The organism is Streptomyces sp. NPDC051452 (assembly GCF_044454765.1).
Taxonomy (GTDB): domain Bacteria; phylum Actinomycetota; class Actinomycetes; order Streptomycetales; family Streptomycetaceae; genus Streptomyces.
In genome coordinates, this window is sequence record NZ_JBITEB010000012.1 from 224691 (window position 1) to 246472 (window position 21782).

At 72.6% G+C, this 21782-nt stretch carries 19 protein-coding genes; 4 read left to right on the top strand and 15 right to left on the bottom strand.

What is annotated here, in order from left to right; all coding sequences use genetic code 11:
• Positions 1-27: 27 nt before the first annotated feature.
• Both ACIBA9_RS26495 and ACIBA9_RS26500 read right to left on the bottom strand, forming a co-directional pair.
• A complete protein-coding gene (locus ACIBA9_RS26495; RefSeq protein WP_399366761.1) occupies positions 28-1317 on the bottom strand; it encodes a glucarate dehydratase family protein in 1290 nt (429 codons plus the stop codon).
• The gene (locus ACIBA9_RS26500; protein WP_399366820.1) at positions 1314-2210 is read right to left on the bottom strand and encodes a 5-dehydro-4-deoxyglucarate dehydratase; all 897 of its coding nucleotides are present in this window, start codon (positions 2208-2210) and stop codon (positions 1314-1316) included. Before ACIBA9_RS26500 ends, ACIBA9_RS26495 begins: the two co-directional genes overlap by 4 nt.
• A gap of 572 nt (positions 2211-2782) precedes the next feature.
• Here ACIBA9_RS26500 and ACIBA9_RS26505 point away from each other — a divergent pair.
• Positions 2783-4024 (top strand): MFS transporter, encoded by a 1242-nt coding sequence (locus tag ACIBA9_RS26505; RefSeq protein ID WP_399366763.1) that lies wholly within the window; start codon positions 2783-2785, stop codon positions 4022-4024.
• Here ACIBA9_RS26505 and ACIBA9_RS26510 read toward each other — a convergent pair.
• The 9 genes from ACIBA9_RS26510 to hrcA form a co-directional block, all read right to left on the bottom strand.
• Positions 3976-4980, bottom strand: coding sequence for an adenosine deaminase (locus ACIBA9_RS26510; protein WP_362156715.1), 1005 nt, complete (start codon positions 4978-4980; stop codon positions 3976-3978). The two genes, ACIBA9_RS26505 and ACIBA9_RS26510, sit on opposite strands and share 49 nt — an antisense overlap.
• A gap of 31 nt (positions 4981-5011) precedes the next feature.
• A complete protein-coding gene (locus tag ACIBA9_RS26515) occupies positions 5012-5917 on the bottom strand; it encodes a ribonuclease Z (protein WP_399366765.1) in 906 nt (301 codons plus the stop codon).
• Positions 5918-5923: 6 nt separating this feature from the next.
• A complete protein-coding gene (locus ACIBA9_RS26520) occupies positions 5924-6277 on the bottom strand; it encodes a histidine triad nucleotide-binding protein (RefSeq protein WP_399366767.1) in 354 nt (117 codons plus the stop codon).
• A gap of 314 nt (positions 6278-6591) precedes the next feature.
• Positions 6592-7128: a hypothetical protein gene (locus tag ACIBA9_RS26525; protein WP_399366769.1), complete on the bottom strand. Its 537-nt coding sequence runs from the start codon at positions 7126-7128 to the stop codon at positions 6592-6594.
• 91 nt (positions 7129-7219) lie between these two features.
• Entirely contained in the window at positions 7220-7612 is a 393-nt protein-coding gene (locus ACIBA9_RS26530) for a VOC family protein (RefSeq protein WP_399366771.1), read from the bottom strand.
• A 29-nt stretch (positions 7613-7641) separates the two neighbouring features.
• Entirely contained in the window at positions 7642-8379 is a 738-nt protein-coding gene (locus tag ACIBA9_RS26535; RefSeq protein ID WP_399366773.1) for a 16S rRNA (uracil(1498)-N(3))-methyltransferase, read from the bottom strand.
• Entirely contained in the window at positions 8376-9464 is a 1089-nt protein-coding gene (locus ACIBA9_RS26540; RefSeq protein WP_399366775.1) for a nitronate monooxygenase, read from the bottom strand. Before ACIBA9_RS26540 ends, ACIBA9_RS26535 begins: the two co-directional genes overlap by 4 nt.
• Positions 9465-9564: 100 nt before the next feature.
• Positions 9565-10701, bottom strand: a complete 1137-nt coding sequence (dnaJ, locus tag ACIBA9_RS26545) for a molecular chaperone DnaJ (RefSeq protein ID WP_399366777.1) — start codon at positions 10699-10701, stop codon at positions 9565-9567.
• Complete coding sequence (hrcA, locus tag ACIBA9_RS26550) at positions 10702-11718, bottom strand: heat-inducible transcriptional repressor HrcA (RefSeq protein ID WP_362156698.1); 1017 nt, start codon at positions 11716-11718, stop codon at positions 10702-10704.
• Between the two features lie 161 nt (positions 11719-11879).
• Between hrcA and ACIBA9_RS26555 the strand changes: the two genes are divergently transcribed.
• Positions 11880-12614 carry an MBL fold metallo-hydrolase gene (locus ACIBA9_RS26555; RefSeq protein ID WP_399366779.1) on the top strand — a complete coding sequence of 245 codons (735 nt, stop codon included), beginning with the start codon at positions 11880-11882 and terminating at the stop codon, positions 12612-12614.
• Between the two features lie 68 nt (positions 12615-12682).
• Positions 12683-13492, top strand: a complete 810-nt coding sequence (locus tag ACIBA9_RS26560; RefSeq protein ID WP_399366781.1) for a DUF3097 domain-containing protein — start codon at positions 12683-12685, stop codon at positions 13490-13492.
• A gap of 143 nt (positions 13493-13635) precedes the next feature.
• On the opposite strand, the gene hemW is transcribed toward ACIBA9_RS26560, so the two are convergent.
• From hemW to lepA, 4 genes are all read right to left on the bottom strand, one after another.
• Complete coding sequence (gene hemW, locus ACIBA9_RS26565; protein WP_399366783.1) at positions 13636-14868, bottom strand: radical SAM family heme chaperone HemW; 1233 nt, start codon at positions 14866-14868, stop codon at positions 13636-13638.
• Between the two features lie 43 nt (positions 14869-14911).
• A complete protein-coding gene (locus tag ACIBA9_RS26570) occupies positions 14912-16732 on the bottom strand; it encodes a SpoIIE family protein phosphatase (RefSeq protein WP_399366822.1) in 1821 nt (606 codons plus the stop codon).
• Between the two features lie 215 nt (positions 16733-16947).
• Positions 16948-18822, bottom strand: coding sequence for an AMP-dependent synthetase/ligase (locus tag ACIBA9_RS26575; protein ID WP_399366785.1), 1875 nt, complete (start codon positions 18820-18822; stop codon positions 16948-16950).
• A gap of 261 nt (positions 18823-19083) precedes the next feature.
• A complete protein-coding gene (lepA, locus tag ACIBA9_RS26580; protein WP_362156686.1) occupies positions 19084-20958 on the bottom strand; it encodes a translation elongation factor 4 in 1875 nt (624 codons plus the stop codon).
• Positions 20959-21184: 226 nt separating this feature from the next.
• Here lepA and rpsT point away from each other — a divergent pair, with 226 nt between their 5' ends.
• Positions 21185-21451 carry a 30S ribosomal protein S20 gene (gene rpsT / locus ACIBA9_RS26585; protein ID WP_031158784.1) on the top strand — a complete coding sequence of 89 codons (267 nt, stop codon included), beginning with the start codon at positions 21185-21187 and terminating at the stop codon, positions 21449-21451.
• Positions 21452-21782: the final 331 nt, after the last annotated feature.

Sequence of the window (21782 nt, forward strand, 5' to 3'; positions counted from 1 at the left end):
CCGACCGCCACACCGCCGTCGCGCGCGTCACCAGCGGGGCATCACCGGTGTCCGCCAGCCGGGTTCGGCCGTCCGCATGGCGGCCGCGTCGTCCCGGTCGCGCAGGCCGGTGTCGTCCTCGGCCCATCGCCGGTGCAGACGGGCCAGTTCGTCCCGGTCGAGCGTGACGCCGAGGCCGGGCGCGTCGGACACCGTCACCGAGCCGTCGGTGAAGGCGAGCCGCTCGGTGAGGACGTCCTCCGACTGCCAGGGGTAGTGGGAGTCGCAGGCGTGGTGGAGGTCAGGCACGGTCGACGCCACGTGGGTCATCGCGGCGAGGCTGATCCCGAGATGGGTGTTGGAGTGCATGGACACCCCGACGCCGAAGGCGGCGCAGATCGCGGCGAGCCGCTGGGTGTTGCGCAGTCCGCCCCAGTAGTGGTGGTCGCAGAGCACCACCTGGACGGCGTCCCGGGTGAACGCCTCCTTGATCTCCCCGAAGGTGGTCACGCACATGTTGGTCGCGAGCGGGACGTCCGTGCCCGCGGACACCGCCGCCATCGCGGGGGTGCCCAGGGACGGGTCCTCCAGGTACTCAAGGACGTCCCCGAGTTCCTTCGCCACGCGCAGCGAGGTCGCCACGGACCAGGCGCCGTTGGGGTCCAGGCGCAGCGGGTGGCCGGGGAAGGCCTCGGCGAGGGCGCGTACGGCCGCGATCTCCTCGTCGGGCGGGAACACCCCGCCTTTGAGCTTGAACGAGCCGAACCCGTGCCGCCGCCGCAACTCCCCGGCCTGGGCGACGATTCCGGCGGGGTCGAGGGCGGCGCCCCACGCGTCGGGCTCGGCCGGCACGCCCGCCGGGTGCCGGTCCCACTTGTAGAACAGGTAGGCGCTGTACTCCACGGCGTCGCGGACCTTGCCGCCGAGCAGGGCGTGTACCGGCAGCCCGAGGGCCTTGCCCTGGGCGTCCAGGCAGGCGACCTCGAAGGCGGACAGCACGGACAGCCGCAGTTTGCCGGCGCTCTGCACGCCGCGCAGTCCGCCGGCGTCGACGGCGCCTTTGACCCGGGACGCGTCCACCGGCAGGTCGATCGCGAACAACGCGTTCACATCTGTGACCGACCGGCCCGGGAGTCGCTCGGCCAGCGGGCGGGCCAGTTCCAGGTACTTGGTGTCGCCGTAGGTCTCGCCGACTCCGGTGATCCCGTCGGCCGTGACGATCTCGACGATCAGCCGGGGGGTGTACGGCTGGTGCACGCCCTGCGTGTTGAGCAGCGGCGGGTCGGCGACCAGGATCGGGGTCAGCCGCACCTCGGAGATGGTCAGGTCACGGGTCACAGGGAGGCTCCTACGAGGTCGAGTCCGGCGGTGAGCAGTGCCTCGAGGTCGGCGAGGTCGGCGGGCGAGGGTTCGGTGAGCGGGGCGCGCACGGGGCCGACCCGCTCGCCGCGCAGCCGGGCGGCCGCCTTCACCAGGGAGACGGCGTAGCCGGGCGCGCGGTCGCGGAGTTCGACGAAGGGGACGTAGAACTCCCGCAGCAGTTCGTCGAGCGTGCCGTGGTCGCCGTCGCGCAGCGCGGCGAAGAAGGCGCCGGCGATCTCGGGGGCGAAGGCGTGCACGGCGGAGGAGTAGGCGGGCACGCCGACGGCGGCGTAGGCGCGGGCCTGGATCTCGGCGGTGGCGGCGCCGTTGAAGAAGAGGAAGCCGTCGGGGGCGGCCAGGGTGAGGCGCTGGAGCCGGTCGAGGTCGCTGTGGCCGTCCTTGACGCCGATGACGCCGGGGATGCGGGAGATGCGCCGCAACGAGGCGGTGGTGTAGGCGACTTGGCCCCGCTGGTAGGCGATGAGCGGCAGCCCGGTGCGGGCCGCGAGCCGCTCCAGCTGGGCGGTGAGGCCGTCCTGTGGGGCGTCGACGAGGTAGTGCGGCAGGACGAGCAGGGCGTCCGCGCCCGCCTCCTCGGCGATCCGCGCGAACCGGGCGGCCTGCGCCCAGCCGTAGCCGGTGCCGGCCACGACGGGCACCCGTCCGGCCGCCTCCTCGACGGTGACGGCGACGACGGTCCGGTACTCCTCCTCGTCCAGCGAGAAGAACTCTCCGGTGCCGCACGCCGGGAAGACGGCACCGGGCGTGGCGGCGAGCCGGGCCGCCACATGGGCACGGAAGCCGTCGGCGTCCAGGGTGCCGTCGTCGTGGAAGGCGGTGAGCGGGAAGGAGAGCACGCCGCGCGCCATGCCCTCCCGAAGTCGCCGCGCCACGTCCTGCGGGGCCGGGTCGCCGCCCACCTGACCATCTCCTCTTGTGAATACCGTCCATGTATAGGAACGACAGCTAGACAGAGGCTAGATACACGGACAGGCGGCGTCAATGGGATCCCCGATGCATGCCCGTCATCCGGCGGCGCATGAGGCGCGCAGGTGGGCGGGGGCACGAAGGCGCGAGGGCATGAAAAAGAGCCCCACCCCGCACACGGCGGGATGGGGCTCGTCGGAGCGCCGGGCAGGCCTTGCACCTGCATTTCCCCGCAGGAAGCGGGGCGTCTTTCCTTGGACCACCAACGCGCGGCCGGCTACCGGAAGTTCCGGCGACCAGGACGTGATCAACTATAACCCATCCGAGGACGCCCGCGCGTCATTACCCCTCTTGGTCACATGCAAACCAAATGTGACCTGTATCACACAGGATGAGCTACTTCAACAACCGCGTGCTTGATACAACTTGCTCGCGCGTTCCTGTCCGTCGACGGTCGTCGCCCCCTCCCCTCTTCCGAGCCGCTCGGCTCCTTCCGCCTGCCCTGGGAACGCCCGTGTCCGCCCCCCGCCCCCTGCCCTGGCCCCTCGTCGCCCTCTTCACGGCCGGGTACCTGGCCCCCTATCTGCTGCCCACCACCGTCGGCAGACTCGACAGCGCACTCCCGCTCACCGCCACCGAGGCCGGGGCCACCGGCAGCGCCCTGTTGCTGAGTTCGGCGACAGCGGGCTTTCTGCTGGCCTCGGGCGTGGACCGGATCGGCCCCCGCGTCCTCGCCCGCGCCGGACTGGCCCTCGCCTTCCTCGGTTACGGCGGTGCCACTCTCACCGGCTCCGTACCGGCCGTCGTCGCGGGCGTCCTGGCCGGCGGTCTCGGCTCGGGCACGGTCAGCGCGGTCGCCGCGCGGGGCATCGCCGCCCAGCCCGACCCGCACCGCGCCACCACCGCGGGACTGCTCGGCGTCTCCGCCCTCGCCGGCGCCCTCTACCTGACGATCCCCCACCTCGGACCGGGCCACGGCGTCCCGTTGGCCGCCCTCGCGCTCACCGCGCTCGCCGTCTGGCCGCTCACCGGCCGCCTGTCCGGCGCACCCACGACCCCGGCCGTCCGCGCCCCCGCCCGTGCGGGACTCGGCAGGCTCCCTCGCCCCCGTACCGGTCTGCTGCTGGCCGCCGCCATGCCCTGCTGGTCGCTCGCCCAGAACGCGCTCTGGGGCGTCAGCGGCCGGATCGGCCTCGACCAGGCCCATCTCACCGAGGTCACCGCCGGCGCCGTCTTCGCCGTCGCGCTCGGCGCCGGACTGCTCGGGGTGCTGGGCGCGGGCGCGCTCGGGGCCCGGCTGGGCCGGGCGGTGCCGATAGGTGCCGGTACGGCGCTCATCGCCGGCTGTGTCGCGCTCAGCGCCTCGGCGAGGGACCTGTGGGCCTTCGCCGCGGGCGAGATCTCCTGGAACCTGCTCTACCCGGTGGTGCTGTCGTACGTCATCGGCCTGGCCGCCTCGCTGGACCGGCGGGGCCGCTGGGCGGTCCTGGTCGGCTCGGCGTCGTCCCTGGGGACGGCGGCGGGTCCGCTGACCGGGAGCGTGCTGGCCGGCTGGGCGGGGTTCCCGGCGATGGGCCTGTTCCTCGGCGCCGTGCTGCTGCTGGTCGCCGTGCCGATGACGGTGGTGGCCCTGCGCACCGGGAGCGGGCGCCCGCTCCCGGTGGTCGAGGTCCCGGTGCGCACGCCCGCCGTGCCCGACCGGCGGTGCTACGAGACGGCGTCCCCGAACTCGTACGCGTCGACCTCGGCGAGGTAGCGGGCCCGGCGCTCCTCGTCGTCCTCCAGGAAGGAGGCGAGGAAGGAGTTGCGGGCCAGCTCGCGCAGCCGCTCGTCGGTGAGCCCCAGGGACTGCCGTACGGCCGCGAAATTGTCCCCGGCGTACCCGCCGAAGTAGGCCGGGTCGTCGGAGTTGACCGTGCACAGCAGCCCGGCGTCGAGCATGGCCGGCAGCGGGTGGTCGGCCAGCGTGTCGACGGTACGCAGCCGGACGTTGGACAGCGGGCACAGGGTCAGCGGCACCCGGTCCCGGACCAGCCGCTCGACCAGCGCCGGATCCTCCACGCAGCGCAGGCCGTGGTCGACGCGCTCGACACCGAGCACGTCCAGGGCCTCGGTGATGTACTCCGGCGGCCCCTCCTCGCCGGCGTGCGCCACGCGGCGCAGCCCGAGCGCCGCGGCGGTCTCGTACACCTCGCGGAACTTCACCGGCGGATGCCCGACCTCGGCCGAGTCGAGGCCGACCCCGGTGATGCGGTCCAGGTACGGTCCGGCGGCCGCGAGGGTCTCCCGTGCCGACTCGGCCGACTCGTCCCGCAGGAAGCAGAGGATGAGCCGGGTGGAGACCCCGTGGTTCTCCTCACTGCGGCCGAGCGAGCGCCACAGCCCCTCCACCACCGTGCCCATGGACACGCCCCGTGCGAGGTGGGCCTGCGGGTCGAAGAAGATCTCCGCGTGCCGTACGCCCTGCGCGGCGGCCCGGGCCAGGTAGGCGTCGGCCAGATCGGCGAAGTCCTGCTCGGTGCGCAGGACGGCCATCAGCTCGTAGTACAGGTCCAGGAAGGACTGGAGGTCCTCGAACCGGTACGCCTCGCGCAGCTCGTCGGTGTCGGCGTAGGGCAGCTCGACGCCGTTGCGGGCGGCCAGCTCGAACGCCAGCTCCGGCTCCAGGGTGCCTTCGATGTGCAGGTGCAGTTCTGCTTTGGGGAGGGGCATCAGAGCATCCTACGGCTGCCGACCTGCGGTTTCATCTGCGCTTGGGGACGGGGACCCGCTGGAGGTCGTGCGCCGCGGTCAGCTCCCCTTCGAACCCGGCGGCCCGCGCCTGCCGCTCGAACTCCTCGGGGTCCGAGTAGCGCTGGCTGAAGTGCGTGAGGACCAGGTGCCGTACGCGGGCGTCCCGGGCGACGGCCGCGGCCTGGCCGGCCGTCAGATGGCCGTGGTCGGCGGCGAGCTTGGCATCCTCGTCGAGGAACGTCGACTCGATGACGAGCAGGTCGCAGTCCTCGGCCAGCGCGTGCACCCCGTCGCACAGCCGGGTGTCCATGACGAACGCGAACCGCTGGCCGCGCCGCACCTCGCTGACGTCCGCCAGCGTCACGCCCCGTAGCCGGCCCGTGCGCTGAAGGAGGCCCACGTCCGGTCCCGTGATGCCGTGCGCGGCGAGGCGCTCGGGCAGCATGCGGTGCCCGTCGGGCTCGACCAGGCGGTAGCCGTAGGACTCCACGGGGTGGGAGAGCCTGCGGGCCTCGAGGGTGTACGACGCGGTCACCGCGAGGGTGCCGTCGGCGGCGACCGGGGCCTCGGTGAGGCGGACCGTCTCCCGGTAGGCCGTGGCGTGGCGCAGCCGGTCGAAGAAGTGCTGCCCCGAACGCGGGTAGTGCGCGGTGATCTCGTGCGGGACCTGGTCGAGGTTGATCCGCTGGATGACCCCGGCGAGGCCCAGGGAGTGGTCGCCGTGGAAATGCGTGACGCACAGCCGGTTCAGGTCGTGCGCGGCGACCCCGGCGCGCAGCATCTGCCGCTGGGTGCCCTCGCCGGGGTCGAACAGCAGGCCCTCGCCGTCCCAGCGCAGCAGATAGCCGTTGTGGTTGCGGTGCCGGGTCGGGACCTGGCTGGCGGTGCCGAGGACCACCAGTTCACGGACGGACACGGCGACTCATCCCGGGGGCCACTGCAGGCCGCGGCCGCCGAGGACGTGCGCGTGGGCGTGCCAGACGGTCTGGCCGGCGCCGGCGCCGGTGTTGAAGACGATGCGGTAGCTGTCGAGCTTCTCCTCGTCGGCGACGGCCCGGGTCTCGGCCAGGACGTCGGCGGCGATCTCGGGGGCGCCCGCGGCGAGCGCGGCGGCGTTCTCGTAGTGCGCCTTGGGAATCACCAGGATGTGGGTGGGCGCCTGGGGGTTTATGTCCCGGAAGGCGACGGTCGTGTCGGTCTCACGGACGATCGTCGCCGGGATCTCACCCGTGACGATTCTGCAGAACAGGCAGTCGTCCTGCGGTTCGCCGGCCATACGCTGCGCTCGCTTTCGCCGAGGATCAGGAAGATCGGTACTGGGGCATGTTAGTCGTTCGGGTGGGGGTCCGTGGGGGGCGTCGGAGCGGTTCATCGAGCCCGGGGCGGCAGGTCGGGCGAATCGCTCGCGGGCCTGGACTCCGGCGACTTGGGCGCGAGCCGGATCGCCGCCCCCGGTTGGGCGTCCGTCCCCGCGACCCAGTCCAGGGGACGCTCATCGGAGGTAGCCGGAGGTCTCCGTGGTGTCCGTCGCGGCGCCCTGGGCACCCCGTCACCGACGCGGCGGCCGGCGCCTCCCGCTCCCGGTTCCGGTCACTTGCCCTCGACGGGCCAGCAGGTCGGGTCGCCCTTGCACCAGAGGGTGCGGGTGACGGTGACCGTCACGGTGGGCCCTGGCTGCCCCCAGGTGGGCGGCCGGTACGTCGGTGCGGCGGTCGCGTCGCAGTCGCCGAGCCCCGACACGTGGAACACCTGTCTGCCGCCGACCTTGGCCGTCAGGTCACCGCGCACGCAGGCACCGTCGACCGCCTTGGTCACCTTGCCGGTGACGGTGATGTCCCGTCCGTCCCTGGTCTTCCCCCGGCAGTCGACGGAGACGACGGTGGACTCGGTCGGCGACGGGCTCCTGGTCACCGCCACGCCGTCACCGTTGCCGGTGCAGGTGAGCCAACTGACGTCGACGTGTTCGTGCTTCAGCCGGGCGGTCGCGGTGGTGTCGGTGGTGTAGGCGACGGTCGCGGAGCTGAGGTCGCCCGGCCGGCACGCCGTCAGAACGCCGCCGGCCGCCACGACCAGGCCCGCGACGGCGACCACCCGCCTGCCGCGCGGAATCGGTGTACGTGCCCCCATACAGGGCAGCGTCCCACCGGTGGGGGCGGGACGGAAGACCACATACGGCCACTCACCCGTTCGTGGCGCACCGCCGTGTCCCGGGACGGTGTCAGCCGCGCAGCAGCAGCCACTCCTGGAGTTCGACCAGATTGCCCTCGGGATCCTTGAGGTGGGCCACGCGCATGCGGTCGGTCAGCGGGGCCGGCCCGTGCAGCAGGGTCGCGCCCCGGGAGGTGATCCGCGCACACGTGCCGTCGAGGTCGTCCACGCGCAGCACGACCAGGGAGCGGTGGCCGGTGGCGATCTCGCCCAGCTCGTCGAGGACGTCGGCCATCATGGACCGGTCCTGCAGCGCGATCCCGGCGGACCCGGCGTGCGGGCTGAACTTCTCGTAGGGTCCCTCGCTCGCGCCGGACTGCGGCCTGAGGCCGAGGACATCGGCGTAGAAGCGGTAGCAGGCGGCGAAGTCGGTGACCAGGAGCCGGACTTGGGCGAGTTCCACGGTGTTCCCCGGAGAGTCGGGACAGAGGGTCAGGACCAGCGCCCGGTGCGGCCTAGCAGCAGAGCCGCGGCCGCCGTACCGGCGGTGGACGTGCGCAACACGGTGGGCCCGAGCACATAGGGCCGAGCCCCTGCCTGGGCGAACAGCGCCAACTCCTCGGGAGAGACACCGCCTTCGGGGCCGACGACCAGCACGATCTCGCCCTGGGCGGGGAGTTCGGCGGTGGCGAGGCGTGCGTCGCCGCTCTCGTGGAGGACGGCGGCGAAGTCCGCCCCGGCCAGCAGCGCGGCGACCTGCTTGGTCGTCGCCGCGTCCGCGACCTCGGGGAAGCGGACCCGGCGGGACTGCTTGCCGGCCTCGCGCGCGGTGGCCCGCCATTTGCCGAGTGCCTTCAGGCCGCGCTCGCCCTTCCACTGGGTGATGCAGCGGGAGGCCTGCCAGGGCACGACGGCGTCGACGCCGACCTCGGTCATCGTCTCCACGGCCAGCTCGCCACGGTCACCCTTGGGCAGGGCCTGGACGACCGTGATCCGCGGGGTCGCCGCAGGCTCCTCGTGGACGGGGGCCAGGTCGACCACCAGCCGGTCCTTGCCCTCGGCCGCCTTGACGACGCCCTCCGCCCAGCGGCCGCGTCCGTCGGTGAGGACCACGTCCTCGCCCGGCCGCAGCCGCTTCACCGACACCGCGTGCCGTCCCTCGGGTCCGTCGAGCACGAACTCCGCTGCGATACGGTCGAGTTGGTCCACGACGAAGACGGGCGCGGTCATCGCCGGTCACCTCCGGGGCCGAGCAGCCGCGACAACGCTGTCCTGGCGTCGGCGAGTTCGGCCGCCAGCAGCTCCACCAGCCGGCCGGCCGGCAGCTCCCGGGCCAGCCGGTGCCCCTGGCCCGCCCACAGCGCCATGCCCTGCGCGTCGTCGGCCTTGGCCGCGGCCTTGCGCAGCGGGGAGGTGAGGTGGTGGATCTCCGGGTAGGCGGCGGGGGCGTACGGGCCGTGCTCGCGCAGGAAGCGGTTGACCAGTCCGCGCGCCGGGCGGCCGGAGAAGGCGCGGGTCAGCTCGGTGCGCGCGAACAGCGGGTTGGTCAGCGCCTGCTTGTGCACGTCGGGGGCGCCGGACTCGGGGGTGGCGAGGAAGGCGGTGCCCAGCTGGGCCGCGCTCGCGCCCGCCGCCAGGACGGCCGTGATCTGGCCGCCGCGCATGATGCCGCCGGCGGCGACGATCGGGATGCCCACGGCCTCGCGGATCTGCGCGACCAGGGACAGCAGTCCGATGCCGGCGCCGTCGTTCTCCAGGCTGTCCCGGTGCGTTCCCTGGTGGCCGCCGGCCTCCACACCCTGCGCGATCACCGCGTCGGCCCCGGCCCGCTCGACCGCGCGGGCCTCCTCGGCGGTGGTGGCGGTGACCAGCGTGTACGTTCCCGCCCGGCGCAGCGACTCCAGCGCCTGCGCGCTCGGCACGCCGAAGTGGAAGGAGACCACGGGCACCGGGTCGTCGAGCAGGACGGCGAGCTTGGCGTCGTAGCCGTCGTCCCGGCCGCTGTCCGGATCGCCCAGCTCGGTCTCGTACCAGGCGGCCTCGCCGGCCAGCTGGTGGGCGTAGACCTCGACGGCGCCCGACTCGGCGTACTCGGGCTGGGGCACGAACACGTTCACGCCGAAGGGACGTCCGGTGAGCCCCCGCAGTTGCTTGATCTCCTGGTACATGCCGTCGGCGGTCTTGAGTCCGGCGGCGAGGAACCCGAGACCGCCGGCCTCGGAGACGGCGGCGGCGAGCCGGGGGACGGACACACCGCCCGCCATGGGGGCCTGCACGATCGGGTGGGGAGACAGATCGGCCAGTGCGGAGGACATGAGCGCATGTTGTCACGTCCCCCGCACAAGTCCGAATCCGGGCTTCCGACCGCATAGGACAGGGGCATAAGGGACGCCGGGGCGTCCCGTCGCCGGTGTCTCAGCGGCCGTTGAAGGCGTCCTTCAGCCGGGAGAACAGGCCCTGCTGGCCCGGCTGGAACGTGCCCTGCGGCCGCTCCTCGCCGCGCAGCTTGGCCAGCTCGCGCAGCAGCCTCTCCTGCTCGGGGTCCAGCTTGCCCGGGGTCTGCACCTCGACATGGACGATGAGGTCGCCCCGGCCGCCGCCACGCAGATGCGTGACGCCGCGGTCGTGCAGCGGGATCGACTGGCCGGACTGGGTGCCGGGCCGGATGTCGACCTCCTCCACGCCGTCCAGCGTCTCCAGCGGCACCTTGGTGCCGAGGGCCGCCGCGGTCATCGGGATGGTGACCGTGCAGTGCAGGTCGTCGCCGCGCCGCTGGAAGGTCGAGTGCGGCAGCTCGTGGATCTCCACGTAGAGGTCGCCGGCCGGTCCGCCGCCCGGACCGACCTCGCCCTCGCCGGCGAGCTGGATCCGGGTGCCGTTGTCGACGCCGGCCGGGATCTTGACGGTCAGCGTGCGACGGGAGCGGACCCGGCCGTCGCCCGCGCACTCCGGGCACGGGGTCGGCACGACCGTGCCGAAGCCCTGGCACTGGGGGCAGGGGCGCGAGGTCATGACCTGGCCCAGGAAGGACCGGGTGACCTGGGAGACCTCACCGCGGCCGCGGCACATGTCACAGGTCTGGGCCGTGGTGCCGGGCGCCGCGCCCTCGCCGTTGCAGGTGTTGCAGACGATCGCGGTGTCGACCTGGATGTCCTTGGTCGTCCCGAAGGCCGCCTCGTCCAGCTGGATCTCGATGCGGATCATCGCGTCCTGGCCGCGCCGGGTGCGCGAGCGCGGCCCGCGCTGCGACGCCGTACCGAAGAACGCGTCCATGATGTCGGAGAAGTTGCCGAAGCCACCGGCGCCGAAGCCGCCCGCGCCGGCACCGCCGGACTGCGAGAGCGGGTCGCCGCCGAGGTCGTAGACCTGCTTCTTCTGCGGGTCCGACAGCACCTCGTAAGCGGCGTTGATCTCCTTGAACCGCTCCTGGGTCTTCGGATCGGGGTTGACGTCCGGGTGCAGCTCGCGCGCGAGCCGACGGAACGCCTTCTTGATCTCATCCTGCGACGCGTCGCGGCGCACGCCGAGAACGGCGTAGTAGTCCGTGGCCACTTACGACTCCGCCAGGATCTGTCCGACGTACCGTGCCACTGCGCGTACCGCTCCCATCGTTCCCGGGTAGTCCATGCGGGTCGGTCCGACCACGCCGAGCTTGGCAACCGCCTCGCCGCCCGAACCGTAGCCGACCGACACGACGGACGTGGAGTTGAGTCCTTCGTGGGCGTTCTCGTGCCCGATGCGCACGGTCACACCCGGATCCTTCGCCTCGCCCAGCAGCTTGAGGAGCACGACCTGCTCCTCCAGTGCCTCCAGGACGGGCCGGATCGTGAGAGGAAAGTCATGCCCGAAGCGGGTGAGATTGGCGGTACCGCCGATCATCAGCCGCTCCTCGTTCTCCTCGACCAGTGTCTCCAGCAGGGTGGAGAGCACGGTGGAGACCGTACCCCGGTCCTCGGCCTCGAAGGCATCCGGCAGGTCCTCGACCAGCTTCGGCACGTCCGCGAACCGGCGGCCGGCGACCCGGCTGTTCAGCCGCGCCCGCAGATCCGCCAGCGAGGACTCGCCGAACGGCGCCGGGCAGTCGACCATCCGCTGCTCGACCCGGCCGGTGTCCGTGATCAGCACGAGCATCAGGCGCGCGGGAGCCAGCGAGAGCAGCTCCACGTGCCGGACGGTGGACCGGGTCAGCGACGGGTACTGCACGACGGCGACCTGACGGGTCAGCTGCGCGAGCAGCCGCACCGTCCGCGCCACGACGTCGTCGAGGTCGACGGCGCCCTCCAGGAAGTTCTGGATCGCCCGCCGCTCGGGCGCGGTCATCGGCTTGACGCCCGCGAGCTTGTCGACGAACAGCCGGTAGCCCTTGTCGGTGGGGATGCGCCCGGCACTGGTGTGCGGCTGGGCGATGTACCCCTCGTCCTCCAGGGCGGCCATGTCGTTGCGGACGGTCGCCGGGGAGACACCGAGGCTGTGCCGTTCGGTGAGCGCCTTGGAACCCACCGGCTCCTCGGTGCCCACGTAGTCCTGGACGATGGCGCGCAGGACCTGCAGCCTGCGTTCACTCAGCATCCGCGCACACCTCCAGCACGTCGTCCCCTCGTCCCCTCGGGTGTCCTCCTGGCACTCTTCCCATGCGAGTGCCAGCATTCCCCGGCCCAGTGTACGGCCGTCGGGTGCACCCGGGGCAAGGTCGGTGCCGTCCGTACCGGTCGTGACGTTAGCGTCCCGGTATGAGGGTGACTTGGGAAGAGCTGGGGTGGGAGCGGCTGGCCGCCGGTGTGGGGCGGTGCCGGCTGCCGGGCTGGGACTGCACGGTGGGGCTGGTCGTCGGCGCGGGTACGGCGCTGATGGTCGACGCCGGTTCGAGCCTGGCCGAGGGGGCGCGGCTGCGGTCCGCGGCCCAGGAGCTGTCCGGCGGCCGTGTGACCCATCTCGCTCTCACCCACCCCCACTTCGACCACGTCTTCGGGGCGGCCGTGTTCGCCGGGGCGCGGATCCACGCGGCGGTGGGCGCCGACGCGGTGTTCACCTCCGGGCGCGCGGGGCTGCGCGCGGACGCGATCGGCAACGGTCTCCCGGCCGCCGACGCGGACGAGGCGGTGGACGCGCTGGTCGTGCCCCGGCATCCGGTCTCCGGCGAGTCGACCCTCGACCTGGGCGGGGGCCGCCGGGTGCTGCTGGCCAACGTGGGGCCCGGGCACACCGCGCACGATCTGGCGGTCCTGGTCCCCGGTGCGGCCTCGGGCGGCCCGGAGGTGGTCTTCTGCGGCGACCTGGTCGAGGAGTCCGGCGAACCGCAGGCGGGCCCGGACGCGGTCCCGTCCCGCTGGCCCGACGCCCTGGACCGCCTCCTGGCCCTGGGCGGCGAGGACGCGCTCTACGTGCCCGGCCACGGGGCCGTGGTCGACGCGGGTTTCGTCCGCCGCCAGCGTGACGAACTGGCGGCCCGCTTCGGCACGGGCTGAGCCGCCGCACCGGGTGACTTCCGGCGTGTCGGGGGACGCGCCCGCCCACTTCTCCTATCGTCATCCGAATGCGCCAGTACTCCGTCGACCTGACCCCGCCCTGGAAGAAGCCGAAGCCGGTGCCCGAGGTGGCGGCCGAGCCCGGGCTGGTGGTGGAGGAGCCCGGCAGCGGGTTCTGCGGGGCGGTGATCCGCTGCGAGGCGGGCACGGTGACCCTGGAGGACCGCTTCGGCAAACACCGCGTCTTCCCGCTGGAGCCGCGCGGCTTCCTGCTGGAGGGCCAAGTCGTCACCCTCGTCAAGCCCGCCGCGGGCCCGGTACGGCCCACCCGCACGGCCTCCGGCTCGGTCGCCGTCCCCGGCGCCCGCGCGCGCGTGGCCCGGGCCGGCCGGATCTACGTCGAGGGCCGGCACGACGCCGAGCTGGTGGAGCGGGTGTGGGGCGACGACCTGCGCATCGAGGGCGTGGTCGTGGAGTACCTGGAGGGCGTGGACGACCTGCCGTCGATCGTGGCCGAGTTCGCCCCGGGCCCCGACGCGCGCCTGGGCGTCCTGGTGGACCACCTGGTGCCGGGCACCAAGGAGTGGCGCATCGCACAGTCGGTGAGCAGCGAGCACGCCCTGGTCGTCGGCCACCCGTACATCGACGTCTGGGAGGCGGTGAAGCCGTCGTCCCTGGGCATCCCCGCCTGGCCGACGGTGCCGCGCGGCCAGGACTGGAAGACGGGGGTGTGCCGGGCGCTCGGCTGGCCGGAGAACACGGGCGCGGCGTGGCAGAGGATCCTGTCGGGGGTGCGGTCCTACCGCGATCTTGAGCCGGAGCTGTTGGGACGCGTGGAGGAACTGATCGACTTCGTCACGACCGCCGACGAGGCCTGACCCCTAAGGGGTCCCCGGTCCCCGGTCCGCGATCCCTGGACCCCCGATCACGGCCGCGACGGCGGACCGTCCAGCGGACCGATCACCAGGCCTGCCGTCGTGCCGTCCGCCGCGTCGGGGGTGCCCGGTCAGGGGGTGCCCGGTCAGTCGACCAGGTCGCGTACCACCGCGTCCGCGAGCAGGCGTCCGCGCAGGGTCAGTACGGCACGGCCGCGCGTGTAGGGGTCCTGCTGGAGGAGTCCGTCCGCCAGCGCGCGCCGGGACGCCTCGAGCCCCGCCTCGCGCAGCAGCGACAGCGGCACCCCCTCCGCCAGCCGCAGCTCCAGCAGGATGCGCTCCACCCGCCGGTCCTCGTCGGCCAGCAGCTCTCGCCCCGCCCCCGGCGACCGCCCCTCCGCGAGCGCTGCCGCGTACGCCCCGGGGTGCTTGACGTTCCACCAGCGCACCCCGCCGACGTGGCTGTGCGCGCCCGGTCCCGCGCCCCACCAGTCGGCGCCACGCCAGTACAGCTCGTTGTGCAGACAGCGGGCCGCCCGCGAGGTGGCCCAGTTGGAGACCTCGTACCAGTCGAAGCCCGCCGCCGACAGGGTCTCCTCCGCGATCAGATAGCGGTCGGCGTGGACGTCGTCGTCGGTCATCGGCACCTCGCCCCGGCGGATGCGGCGGGCGAGCTGGGTGCCCTCCTCGACGATCAGGGCATACGCGCTGACGTGGTCCGGGCCCGCGCCGAGCGCCGCCTCCAGCGAGGCCCGCCAGTCGTCGTCCGTCTCGCCGGGGGTGCCGTAGATCAGGTCGAGGTTCACGTGCGCGAAGCCCGCCGCCCGGGCCTCGGCCACGCACGCCTCGGGACGGCCCGGTGTGTGGGTGCGGTCCAGGACCCGCAGTACATGCCGTTTCGCGCTCTGCATGCCGAAGGAGACCCGGTTGAAGCCGCCCTCGCGCAGGGTGGCGAGGTAGGCCGGGTCGACCGACTCCGGGTTCGCCTCGGTGGTGATCTCCGCGTCCGGTGCCAGACCGAACTCGTCGCGGATCGCCGCCAGCATCCGTACGAGATCGTCCGCGGCCAGCAGCGTCGGCGTACCGCCGCCGACGAAGACCGTGCGGACCTCGCGCGGGTCGTCGCCGAGCACCTTGCGGGCCAGCCGGACCTCGTCGGTCAGGGTGTCCGCGTAGTTGTCCCGGGACGCGAGCACCCCGCCCGTGCCGCGCAGCTCGGTCGCGGTGTAGGTGTTGAAGTCGCAGTAGCCGCAGCGGGTCGCGCAGTACGGGACGTGGAGATAGAACCCGAGGGGGCGGTCGGCGGCCCCGGCGAGCGCGGCGGCGGGCAGCGCGCCGTCGGCGGGGACGGGCTCGCCGTCGGGAAGTGCGGAAGGCATGTCCCCCATTGTCCCGTACCGCCACCGTCCGGTACGACGGCCCTCACTCGGCCTGGAGCACCAGCAGGGCCAGGTCGTCCTCCGGCAGGCCGCCGCCGAAGTCGTGGACCAGGCGGCGGATCCTTTCCGCGATCAGCTCGGCGCTCAGCCCGGCGCAGCCGGACAGGGCCCGCGCGAGCCCGTCGCCGTCGTCGAACTGGCGGGAGCCGGAGCGGCGCTCGGTCACCCCGTCGGTGACGCACAGCAGGCTGTCGCCGGGCCGCAGGTCGAGGGTCTCGCTGGTGTAGGTCTCGTCCTCGACCACGCCGAGCAGGGTCTGGGGGCGGGCGGCGGTGCGCACACCGCCGTCGGGCCCTAGGACGAGGGGCAGTGGGTGTCCGGCCGAGGCGAGGGTGCAGCGGACTCCCCCGTCGTGGGGGGTCAGCTCGCCGTAGAGCAGGGACAGGAAGCGGGTCTGCGGGCCGTCCCCGGACCTCACGGGCCGGCCGCCGGCGGCGACCAGGGCGCGGGCCGCGGCGTCGGCGGCCTCCGTGGCGTCGTCCAGAAGGAGCTGGTTGAGGCGGTCGAGGACATCGGCGACGCGGTAACCCTCGCGGGCCAGCAGCCGCAGCCAGGGCCGGGCGAGGCCGATGACGACCGCCGCCTCGGGGCCCTTGCCCTGGACGTCGCCGACGGCGAAGCACCAGCGGCCGTCGCCCGCCGGGAACAGGTCGTAGAAGTCGCCGCTGGGGCCGCCCTTGTCGCACGGCTCGTAGACCAGCGCGCTGCGCACGCCGGGGATCTCGGCGACCGCGCCGGGCAGCAGGCCGCGCTGGAGCACGGCGCTGATGGTGGCCTGGCGGGCGTACTGGCGGGCCGCGCCGACGGCGAGGGCGACCCGGCGGCCGAGGTCCTCCACCAGCCCGGTGACCTCGTCGGGGAAGCGGCTCAGCCCGCAGCGGCCGATGACGAGGGTGCCGAGCGGCCGGCCGCCCGCGATCAGCCGGTACGCGAGCGCCGCGCCGTGCGTGCCCTCGGGCCCGAGGGCGTCACCGGGCCAGGGGTAGCGCTCCGGGTTGGAGCGCAGCCCGTCGCCCGGGCACGGCGGCTCCTTCTCCAGGGCGCAGCGCAGCTCCTCGATGCGTGCCTCGCTGGCGTGCCAGACCCGGGCCGGCCCGCCGCTCGTGCCGCCGCGCGCGCTCGCCTCGTCCTCCAGCCACACCGCGCACCAGTCGGCGAGCCGGGGCACGATCAGCTGGCCGGTGAGCGCGGCGACGAGGTTCTCGTCCAGCTGTCCGGCGAGCAGGTCGGAGGCCTCGGCGAGGAAGGACAGCGCGCCGCGGCCGAGCCACTCCCGGTCGCAGCCGGCGCGCTGCGGCTGCGTGGCCAGGCCCTCGGCGACCTCCAGGGCGGGAAGCCGGGCGGGTTCGTGCGCCGGCTCGACGCCGCCCGGGGGCAGCCGCGCCCACACCGTCTTGGCGCCGGTGCGGTAGGTGACGCCCCAGGACTCCGCGAGGGTGGCGACCAGCCGCAGCCCGCGTCCGTACTCGGCCGCCTCGTACGGCGTCTCGCCGCCGACCGGATCGCGCGGGGCGCGGGAGGGGTGCCGGTCGCCCACCTCCACGACGAACGCGCCGGTCGCCTCCAGGCGCCATTCGACCTCCACGTCGGTACCGGCGTGCACGACGGCGTTGGTGACGAGTTCGCTGACGACCGCCGTGGCGTCGTCGGCGAGGCGGCCGGAGACCCCGGGCACCTCGGCCAGCGCGGCCCGCACCAGCGCGCGGGCGGAGCCGGGCGCGAGGGGACTTCCGGGCAGCGTCGCCCTCCCCCGCGGCTCATGGCCCGGGGCCTGGCTCTCCCGCTGCGTCGGTATGGCCGCCATGTCCATGCGGCCAGGGTGACAGACGGGAGCCGTGGATAAGCACGCAGTCACACAAGTGGCCAGTCGTGGCCGATAACCGCGCTACGGGGCTGCCCCGAGACGGACACTAACGAGCGCGGACGGGCGCAAAACAGTCAAAGGGGTGCGGGGAACCACCCGACGCGCCACGGACCACCGCGGCCGCCGCCGGCCCCCGCCACCCCGGCGGGAGGACGTCAGGCCTCGCGCGCTCCGGCGTACATCTCGTCGATGAGGTGCTTGTACTCCCGCTCCACGACGGGTCGCTTCAGCTTCAGGCTGGGAGTGATCTCGCCGTGCTCCACGTCGAGGTCGCGCGGCAGCAGCCGGAACTTCTTGATGGTCTGCCAGCGCTGGAGCCCGCCGTTGAGCTGCCGGACGTAGCCGTCGACCATCTCGACCGTCTGTGGCGCCGCGACGATCTCCGCGTACGACCTGCCCGCCAGGCCGTTGTCCTTGGCCCAGTCCTGGAGCGCGGGTTCGTCGAGGGCGATCAGGGCGGTGCAGTAGTTCCGGTCGGCGCCGTGCACGAGGATGTTGGAGACGTACGGGCACACCGCCTTGAACTGCCCCTCGACCTCGGCGGGGGCGACGTACTTGCCGCCGGAGGTCTTGATGAGGTCCTTCTTGCGGTCGGTGATGCGCAGATAACCGTCGGGCGACAGCTCGCCGATGTCCCCGGTGTGGAACCAGCCGTCGGACTCCAGCACCTCGGCGGTCTTCTCGGGCAGCCGGTGGTAGCCCTGCATGATGCCGGGACCGCGCAGCAGGATCTCGCCGTCCTCGGCGATGCGGACCTCGGTGCCGGGCAGCGGCTTGCCGACCGTGCCGGTGCGGTAGGCCTCGCCGGGGTTGACGAAGGAGGCCGCGGAGGACTCGGTGAGGCCGTAGCCCTCCAGGATGTGGATGCCGGCGCCGGCGAAGAAGTAGCCGATCTCCGGCGAGAGGGCGGAGGCGCCCGAGACGCAGGCGCGCAGCCGGCCGCCGAAGGCCTCGCGGAGCTTGCCGTAGACGAGGGTGTCGGCGACCTTGTGCCGGGCGGCCAGGCCGAGGGGCGCCGAGGCGGTGCCGGTGCGCCGGAAGTTGTCCTGGGTGACCTTGGCGTACTCGCGGGCGACCTCGGCCGCCCACTGGAAGATCTTGTACTTGGCCGCGCCGCCCTCGCGCGCCTTGGCCGCGACGCCGTTGTAGACCTTCTCGAAGATCCGCGGCACGGCCGCCATGTAGGTCGGCCGGACCACCGGAAGGTTCTCGATGATCTTGTCGACCCGGCCGTCGACGGCGGTGACGTGCCCGAGCTCGATCTGGCCCGAGGTGAGGACCTTGCCGAAGACATGCGCGAGCGGCAGCCACAGGTACTGCACGTCCTCGGCGCCGAGCAGCCCGGTGGAGGCGATCGCCTTCGCCATGTACGACCAGTTGTCGTGCGGCAGGCGCACCCCCTTGGGGCGGCCGGTGGTGCCGGAGGTGTAGATCAGGGTGGCGAGCTGCTCCTTGGTGATCGCGCCGACCCGCTCCTTGATCAGCTGCGGGTGCGTCTCCAGGTAGGCGGCGCCGCGCCGCTCCAGTTCGGCGAGGCTGATCACCCAGTCGCCGGTCTCGGCGCCGGCCGGGTCGATGACGACGACCTTGGTCAGGTCGGGCAGCTCGGCGCGCTTCTCAAGCGCCTTGGCGACCTGGGCCGCGTCCTCGGCGATCAGCACCCGGCTCTCGGAGTCGGAGAGGATGAAGCCCGACTCGTCGGCGTTGGTCTGCGGGTAGACGGTCGTGGTCGCACCGCCGGCACACATGATGCCGAGGTCGGCGAGGATCCACTCGACGCGGGTCGAGGAGGCGAGCGCCACCCGCTGTTCGGGCTGTACGCCCAGCTCGATCAGGCCGGCCGCGATGGCATACACCCGGTCGGCCGCCTGCGCCCAGCTGAGCGACTTCCAGTCGTCCGGGCCCTGCCCGGACGCCGGCGGTACGGGGTAGCGGTAGGCCTCGCCCTCCGGTGTGGCCGCCACGCGCTCCAGGAAGAGTGCGGCCACGGACGGCGGACGGTTCTCGATCAGGGTCTGTGTGTCGCTCACGACATCCTCCGGGGGCCCGCGACGGTGCGGCCGACTCGGTGCGGCTGGGTTAACTCACGGTGTGGTCTCGGACTGTTGTTTAACTCGCGAGTAACTATCGAGCAGGCATCAGGGTAAGCCGCGACCGGCCGTTGCGTAAGGGGCCTCGGCCTGTCACTTTGCACTCAGAGCGACGCTACGCGCGCGTAGGGGCCCGCCGCGCTTTCGCACGGCGAGCCCCCAAGTGCCCGCTTTGCGGGCGTGACCGTTCGTTACCGCTGGTTACTTCTTGCTCTTGCCCGATCCCGCGCTGTCATCGCTGGAGAGGACGGCGATGAAGGCCTCCTGCGGAACCTCCACGGAACCCACCATCTTCATCCGCTTCTTGCCTTCCTTCTGCTTCTCCAGCAGCTTGCGCTTACGCGAGATGTCACCCCCGTAGCACTTGGCGAGGACGTCCTTGCGGATGGCGCGGATGGTCTCGCGGGCGATGACCCGCGAGCCCACGGCGGCCTGGATGGGCACCTCGAAGGCCTGCCGCGGGATCAGCTCGCGCAGCTTGGCCACCAGCCGTACGCCGTACGCGTACGCCGCGTCCTTGTGCGTGATCGCCGAGAAGGCGTCCACCTTGTCGCCGTGCAGCAGGATGTCGACCTTGACCAGGCTGGAGGTCTGCTCGCCGGTGGGCTCGTAGTCCAGCGAGGCGTAGCCGCGGGTCTTGGACTTCAGCTGGTCGAAGAAGTCGAAGACGATCTCGGCGAGCGGCAGCGTGTAGCGGATCTCGACCCGGTCCTCGGAGAGGTAGTCCATGCCGAGCAGGGTGCCGCGCCGGGTCTGGCACAGCTCCATGATCGAGCCGATGAACTCGCTCGGCGCCAGGATGGTGGCGCGCACGACCGGCTCGTACACCGCGTCGATCTTCCCCTCGGGGAACTCGCTCGGGTTGGTGACCGTGTGCTCGGTGCCGTCCTCCATGAGCACGCGGTAGACCACGTTCGGCGCGGTGGCGATCAGGTCGAGCCCGAACTCGCGCTCCAGCCGCTCGCGGATCACGTCGAGGTGCAGCAGGCCCAGGAAGCCGACGCGGAAGCCGAAGCCGAGCGCGGCGGACGTCTCCGGCTCGTAGACCAGCGCGGCGTCGTTGAGCTGCAGCTTGTCCAGGGCGTCGCGCAGCTCGGGGTAGTCGGAGCCGTCCAGCGGATACAGACCCGAGAAGACCATCGGCTTGGGGTCCTTGTACCCGCCGAGCGCCTCCGTGGCCCCCTTGTGCAGGCTGGTGATGGTGTCACCGACCTTGGACTGGCGGACGTCCTTCACGCCGGTGATGAGATAGCCCACCTCGCCCACGCCGAGCCCGTCGGCGGGCAGCATCTCGGGCGAGTTGGTGCCGATCTCCAGCAGCTCGTGGGTGGCGTTCGTCGACATCATGCGGATGCGCTCACGCTTGTTGAGCTGGCCGTCGATGACACGGACGTAGGTCACCACGCCCCGGTAGGAGTCGTACACCGAGTCGAAGATCATCGCGCGGGCGGGCGCGTCGGCGACACCGACCGGCGCGGGGACGTCCCGCACGACCCTGTCGAGCAGCGCGTCCACCCCGATGCCCGTCTTGGCGGAGACCCTCAGCACGTCGTCGGGGTCACAGCCGACCAGGTTCGCCAGCTCCTCGGCGAACTTCTCCGGCTGCGCGGCCGGCAGGTCGATCTTGTTGAGCACCGGGATGATCGCGAGGTCGTTCTCCATCGCCAGGTAGAGGTTGGCGAGCGTCTGCGCCTCGATGCCCTGGGCGGCGTCGACGAGCAGTACGGTCCCCTCGCAGGCGGCCAGCGACCGCGAGACCTCGTAGGTGAAGTCGACGTGCCCCGGGGTGTCGATCATGTTGAGGATGTGGGTCGCACCCTGGTCGGGGCCCTCGGTGGGGGCCCAGGGCAGACGCACCGCCTGGGACTTGATCGTGATGCCGCGCTCGCGCTCGATGTCCATCCGGTCGAGGTACTGAGCACGCATCTGCCGCTGCTCGACCACACCGGTCAGCTGGAGCATCCGGTCGGCGAGAGTGGACTTGCCGTGGTCGATGTGCGCGATGATGCAGAAGTTGCGGATCAGTGCCGGGTCGGTACGGCTCGGCTCGGGCACATGGTTAGGGGTCGCGGGCACGCAGGGTCCTGTCTCTTGAGGCGCCTTATGCCTCGGGTCGGATCGATACGTAGTCTCCATGGTCCCACGGGGACGGACCGGGGACCGTTTTGGGCCGCTCGCGGGGCCACTGGTACTGTAGACGGCTGTGCCTCATAGCCTCTCGGCGCGAGGCACGTCAGAGAAATTTTGGATCACCGGTACGGGACCCGAGCGGCCCCGCACCTGAACCTGAAAAGGCTCCTTCGTGGCGAACATCAAGTCCCAGATCAAGCGGATCAAGACCAACGAGAAGGCTCGGCTGCGCAACAAGGCCGTCAAGTCCTCCCTGAAGACCGCGATCCGCAAGGCCCGCGAGGCCGCTGCCGCGGGTGACGTCGAGAAGGCCACCGAGCTGCAGCGCGCTGCCGCGCGTGCGCTCGACAAGGCCGTCTCGAAGGGCGTCATCCACAAGAACCAGGCCGCCAACAAGAAGTCGGCGCTTGCTTCCAAGGTCACGACCCTCAAGGGCTGAGACTCCTTTCTGATCTGATCGCCGGAAGGACCCAGAGCGGGCCCTCTCTCATCCGCTCCCGACCGGCACAACAGGAACCGCGCGCGGCCTGCGTTCGCCACGCGGGCGCGGATCCGAAAGCTTGAACCCGAAGGCCCCGGCGCCCTCCCTTCCCCAGGGCGGCCACCGGGGCCTTCGGCATGCGCCGGGACGACTGGTCCAACACCCAGACCCGCCCGGCGCGGCGGGGCGGGGTTCGGCGGGGCGGGGCAGGGCCTGGCGCGGCTCCGGTCCGGCGCGGCTCCGGCCGGGAGCAGTCCGGCGCGACTCCGGCCCGGAAGCGGTCCGGCGC

Coding starts and splice junctions, on each gene's coding strand:
- ACIBA9_RS26560 (WP_399366781.1), top strand. CDS start 12,683: ATGCGCCAGTACTCCGTCGACCTGACCCCGCCCTGGAAGAAGCCGAAG.
- ACIBA9_RS26540 (WP_399366775.1), bottom strand. CDS start 9,464: ATGTCCTCCGCACTGGCCGATCTGTCTCCCCACCCGATCGTGCAGGCC.
- ACIBA9_RS26535 (WP_399366773.1), bottom strand. CDS start 8,379: ATGACCGCGCCCGTCTTCGTCGTGGACCAACTCGACCGTATCGCAGCG.
- ACIBA9_RS26520 (WP_399366767.1), bottom strand. CDS start 6,277: ATGGCCGGCGAACCGCAGGACGACTGCCTGTTCTGCAGAATCGTCACG.
- ACIBA9_RS26570 (WP_399366822.1), bottom strand. CDS start 16,732: ATGGCGGCCATACCGACGCAGCGGGAGAGCCAGGCCCCGGGCCATGAG.
- ACIBA9_RS26525 (WP_399366769.1), bottom strand. CDS start 7,128: ATGGGGGCACGTACACCGATTCCGCGCGGCAGGCGGGTGGTCGCCGTC.
- hrcA (WP_362156698.1), bottom strand. CDS start 11,718: ATGCTGAGTGAACGCAGGCTGCAGGTCCTGCGCGCCATCGTCCAGGAC.
- ACIBA9_RS26500 (WP_399366820.1), bottom strand. CDS start 2,210: ATGGCGCGCGGCGTGCTCTCCTTCCCGCTCACCGCCTTCCACGACGAC.
- ACIBA9_RS26510 (WP_362156715.1), bottom strand. CDS start 4,980: ATGCCCCTCCCCAAAGCAGAACTGCACCTGCACATCGAAGGCACCCTG.
- hemW (WP_399366783.1), bottom strand. CDS start 14,868: ATGCCTTCCGCACTTCCCGACGGCGAGCCCGTCCCCGCCGACGGCGCG.
- ACIBA9_RS26555 (WP_399366779.1), top strand. CDS start 11,880: ATGAGGGTGACTTGGGAAGAGCTGGGGTGGGAGCGGCTGGCCGCCGGT.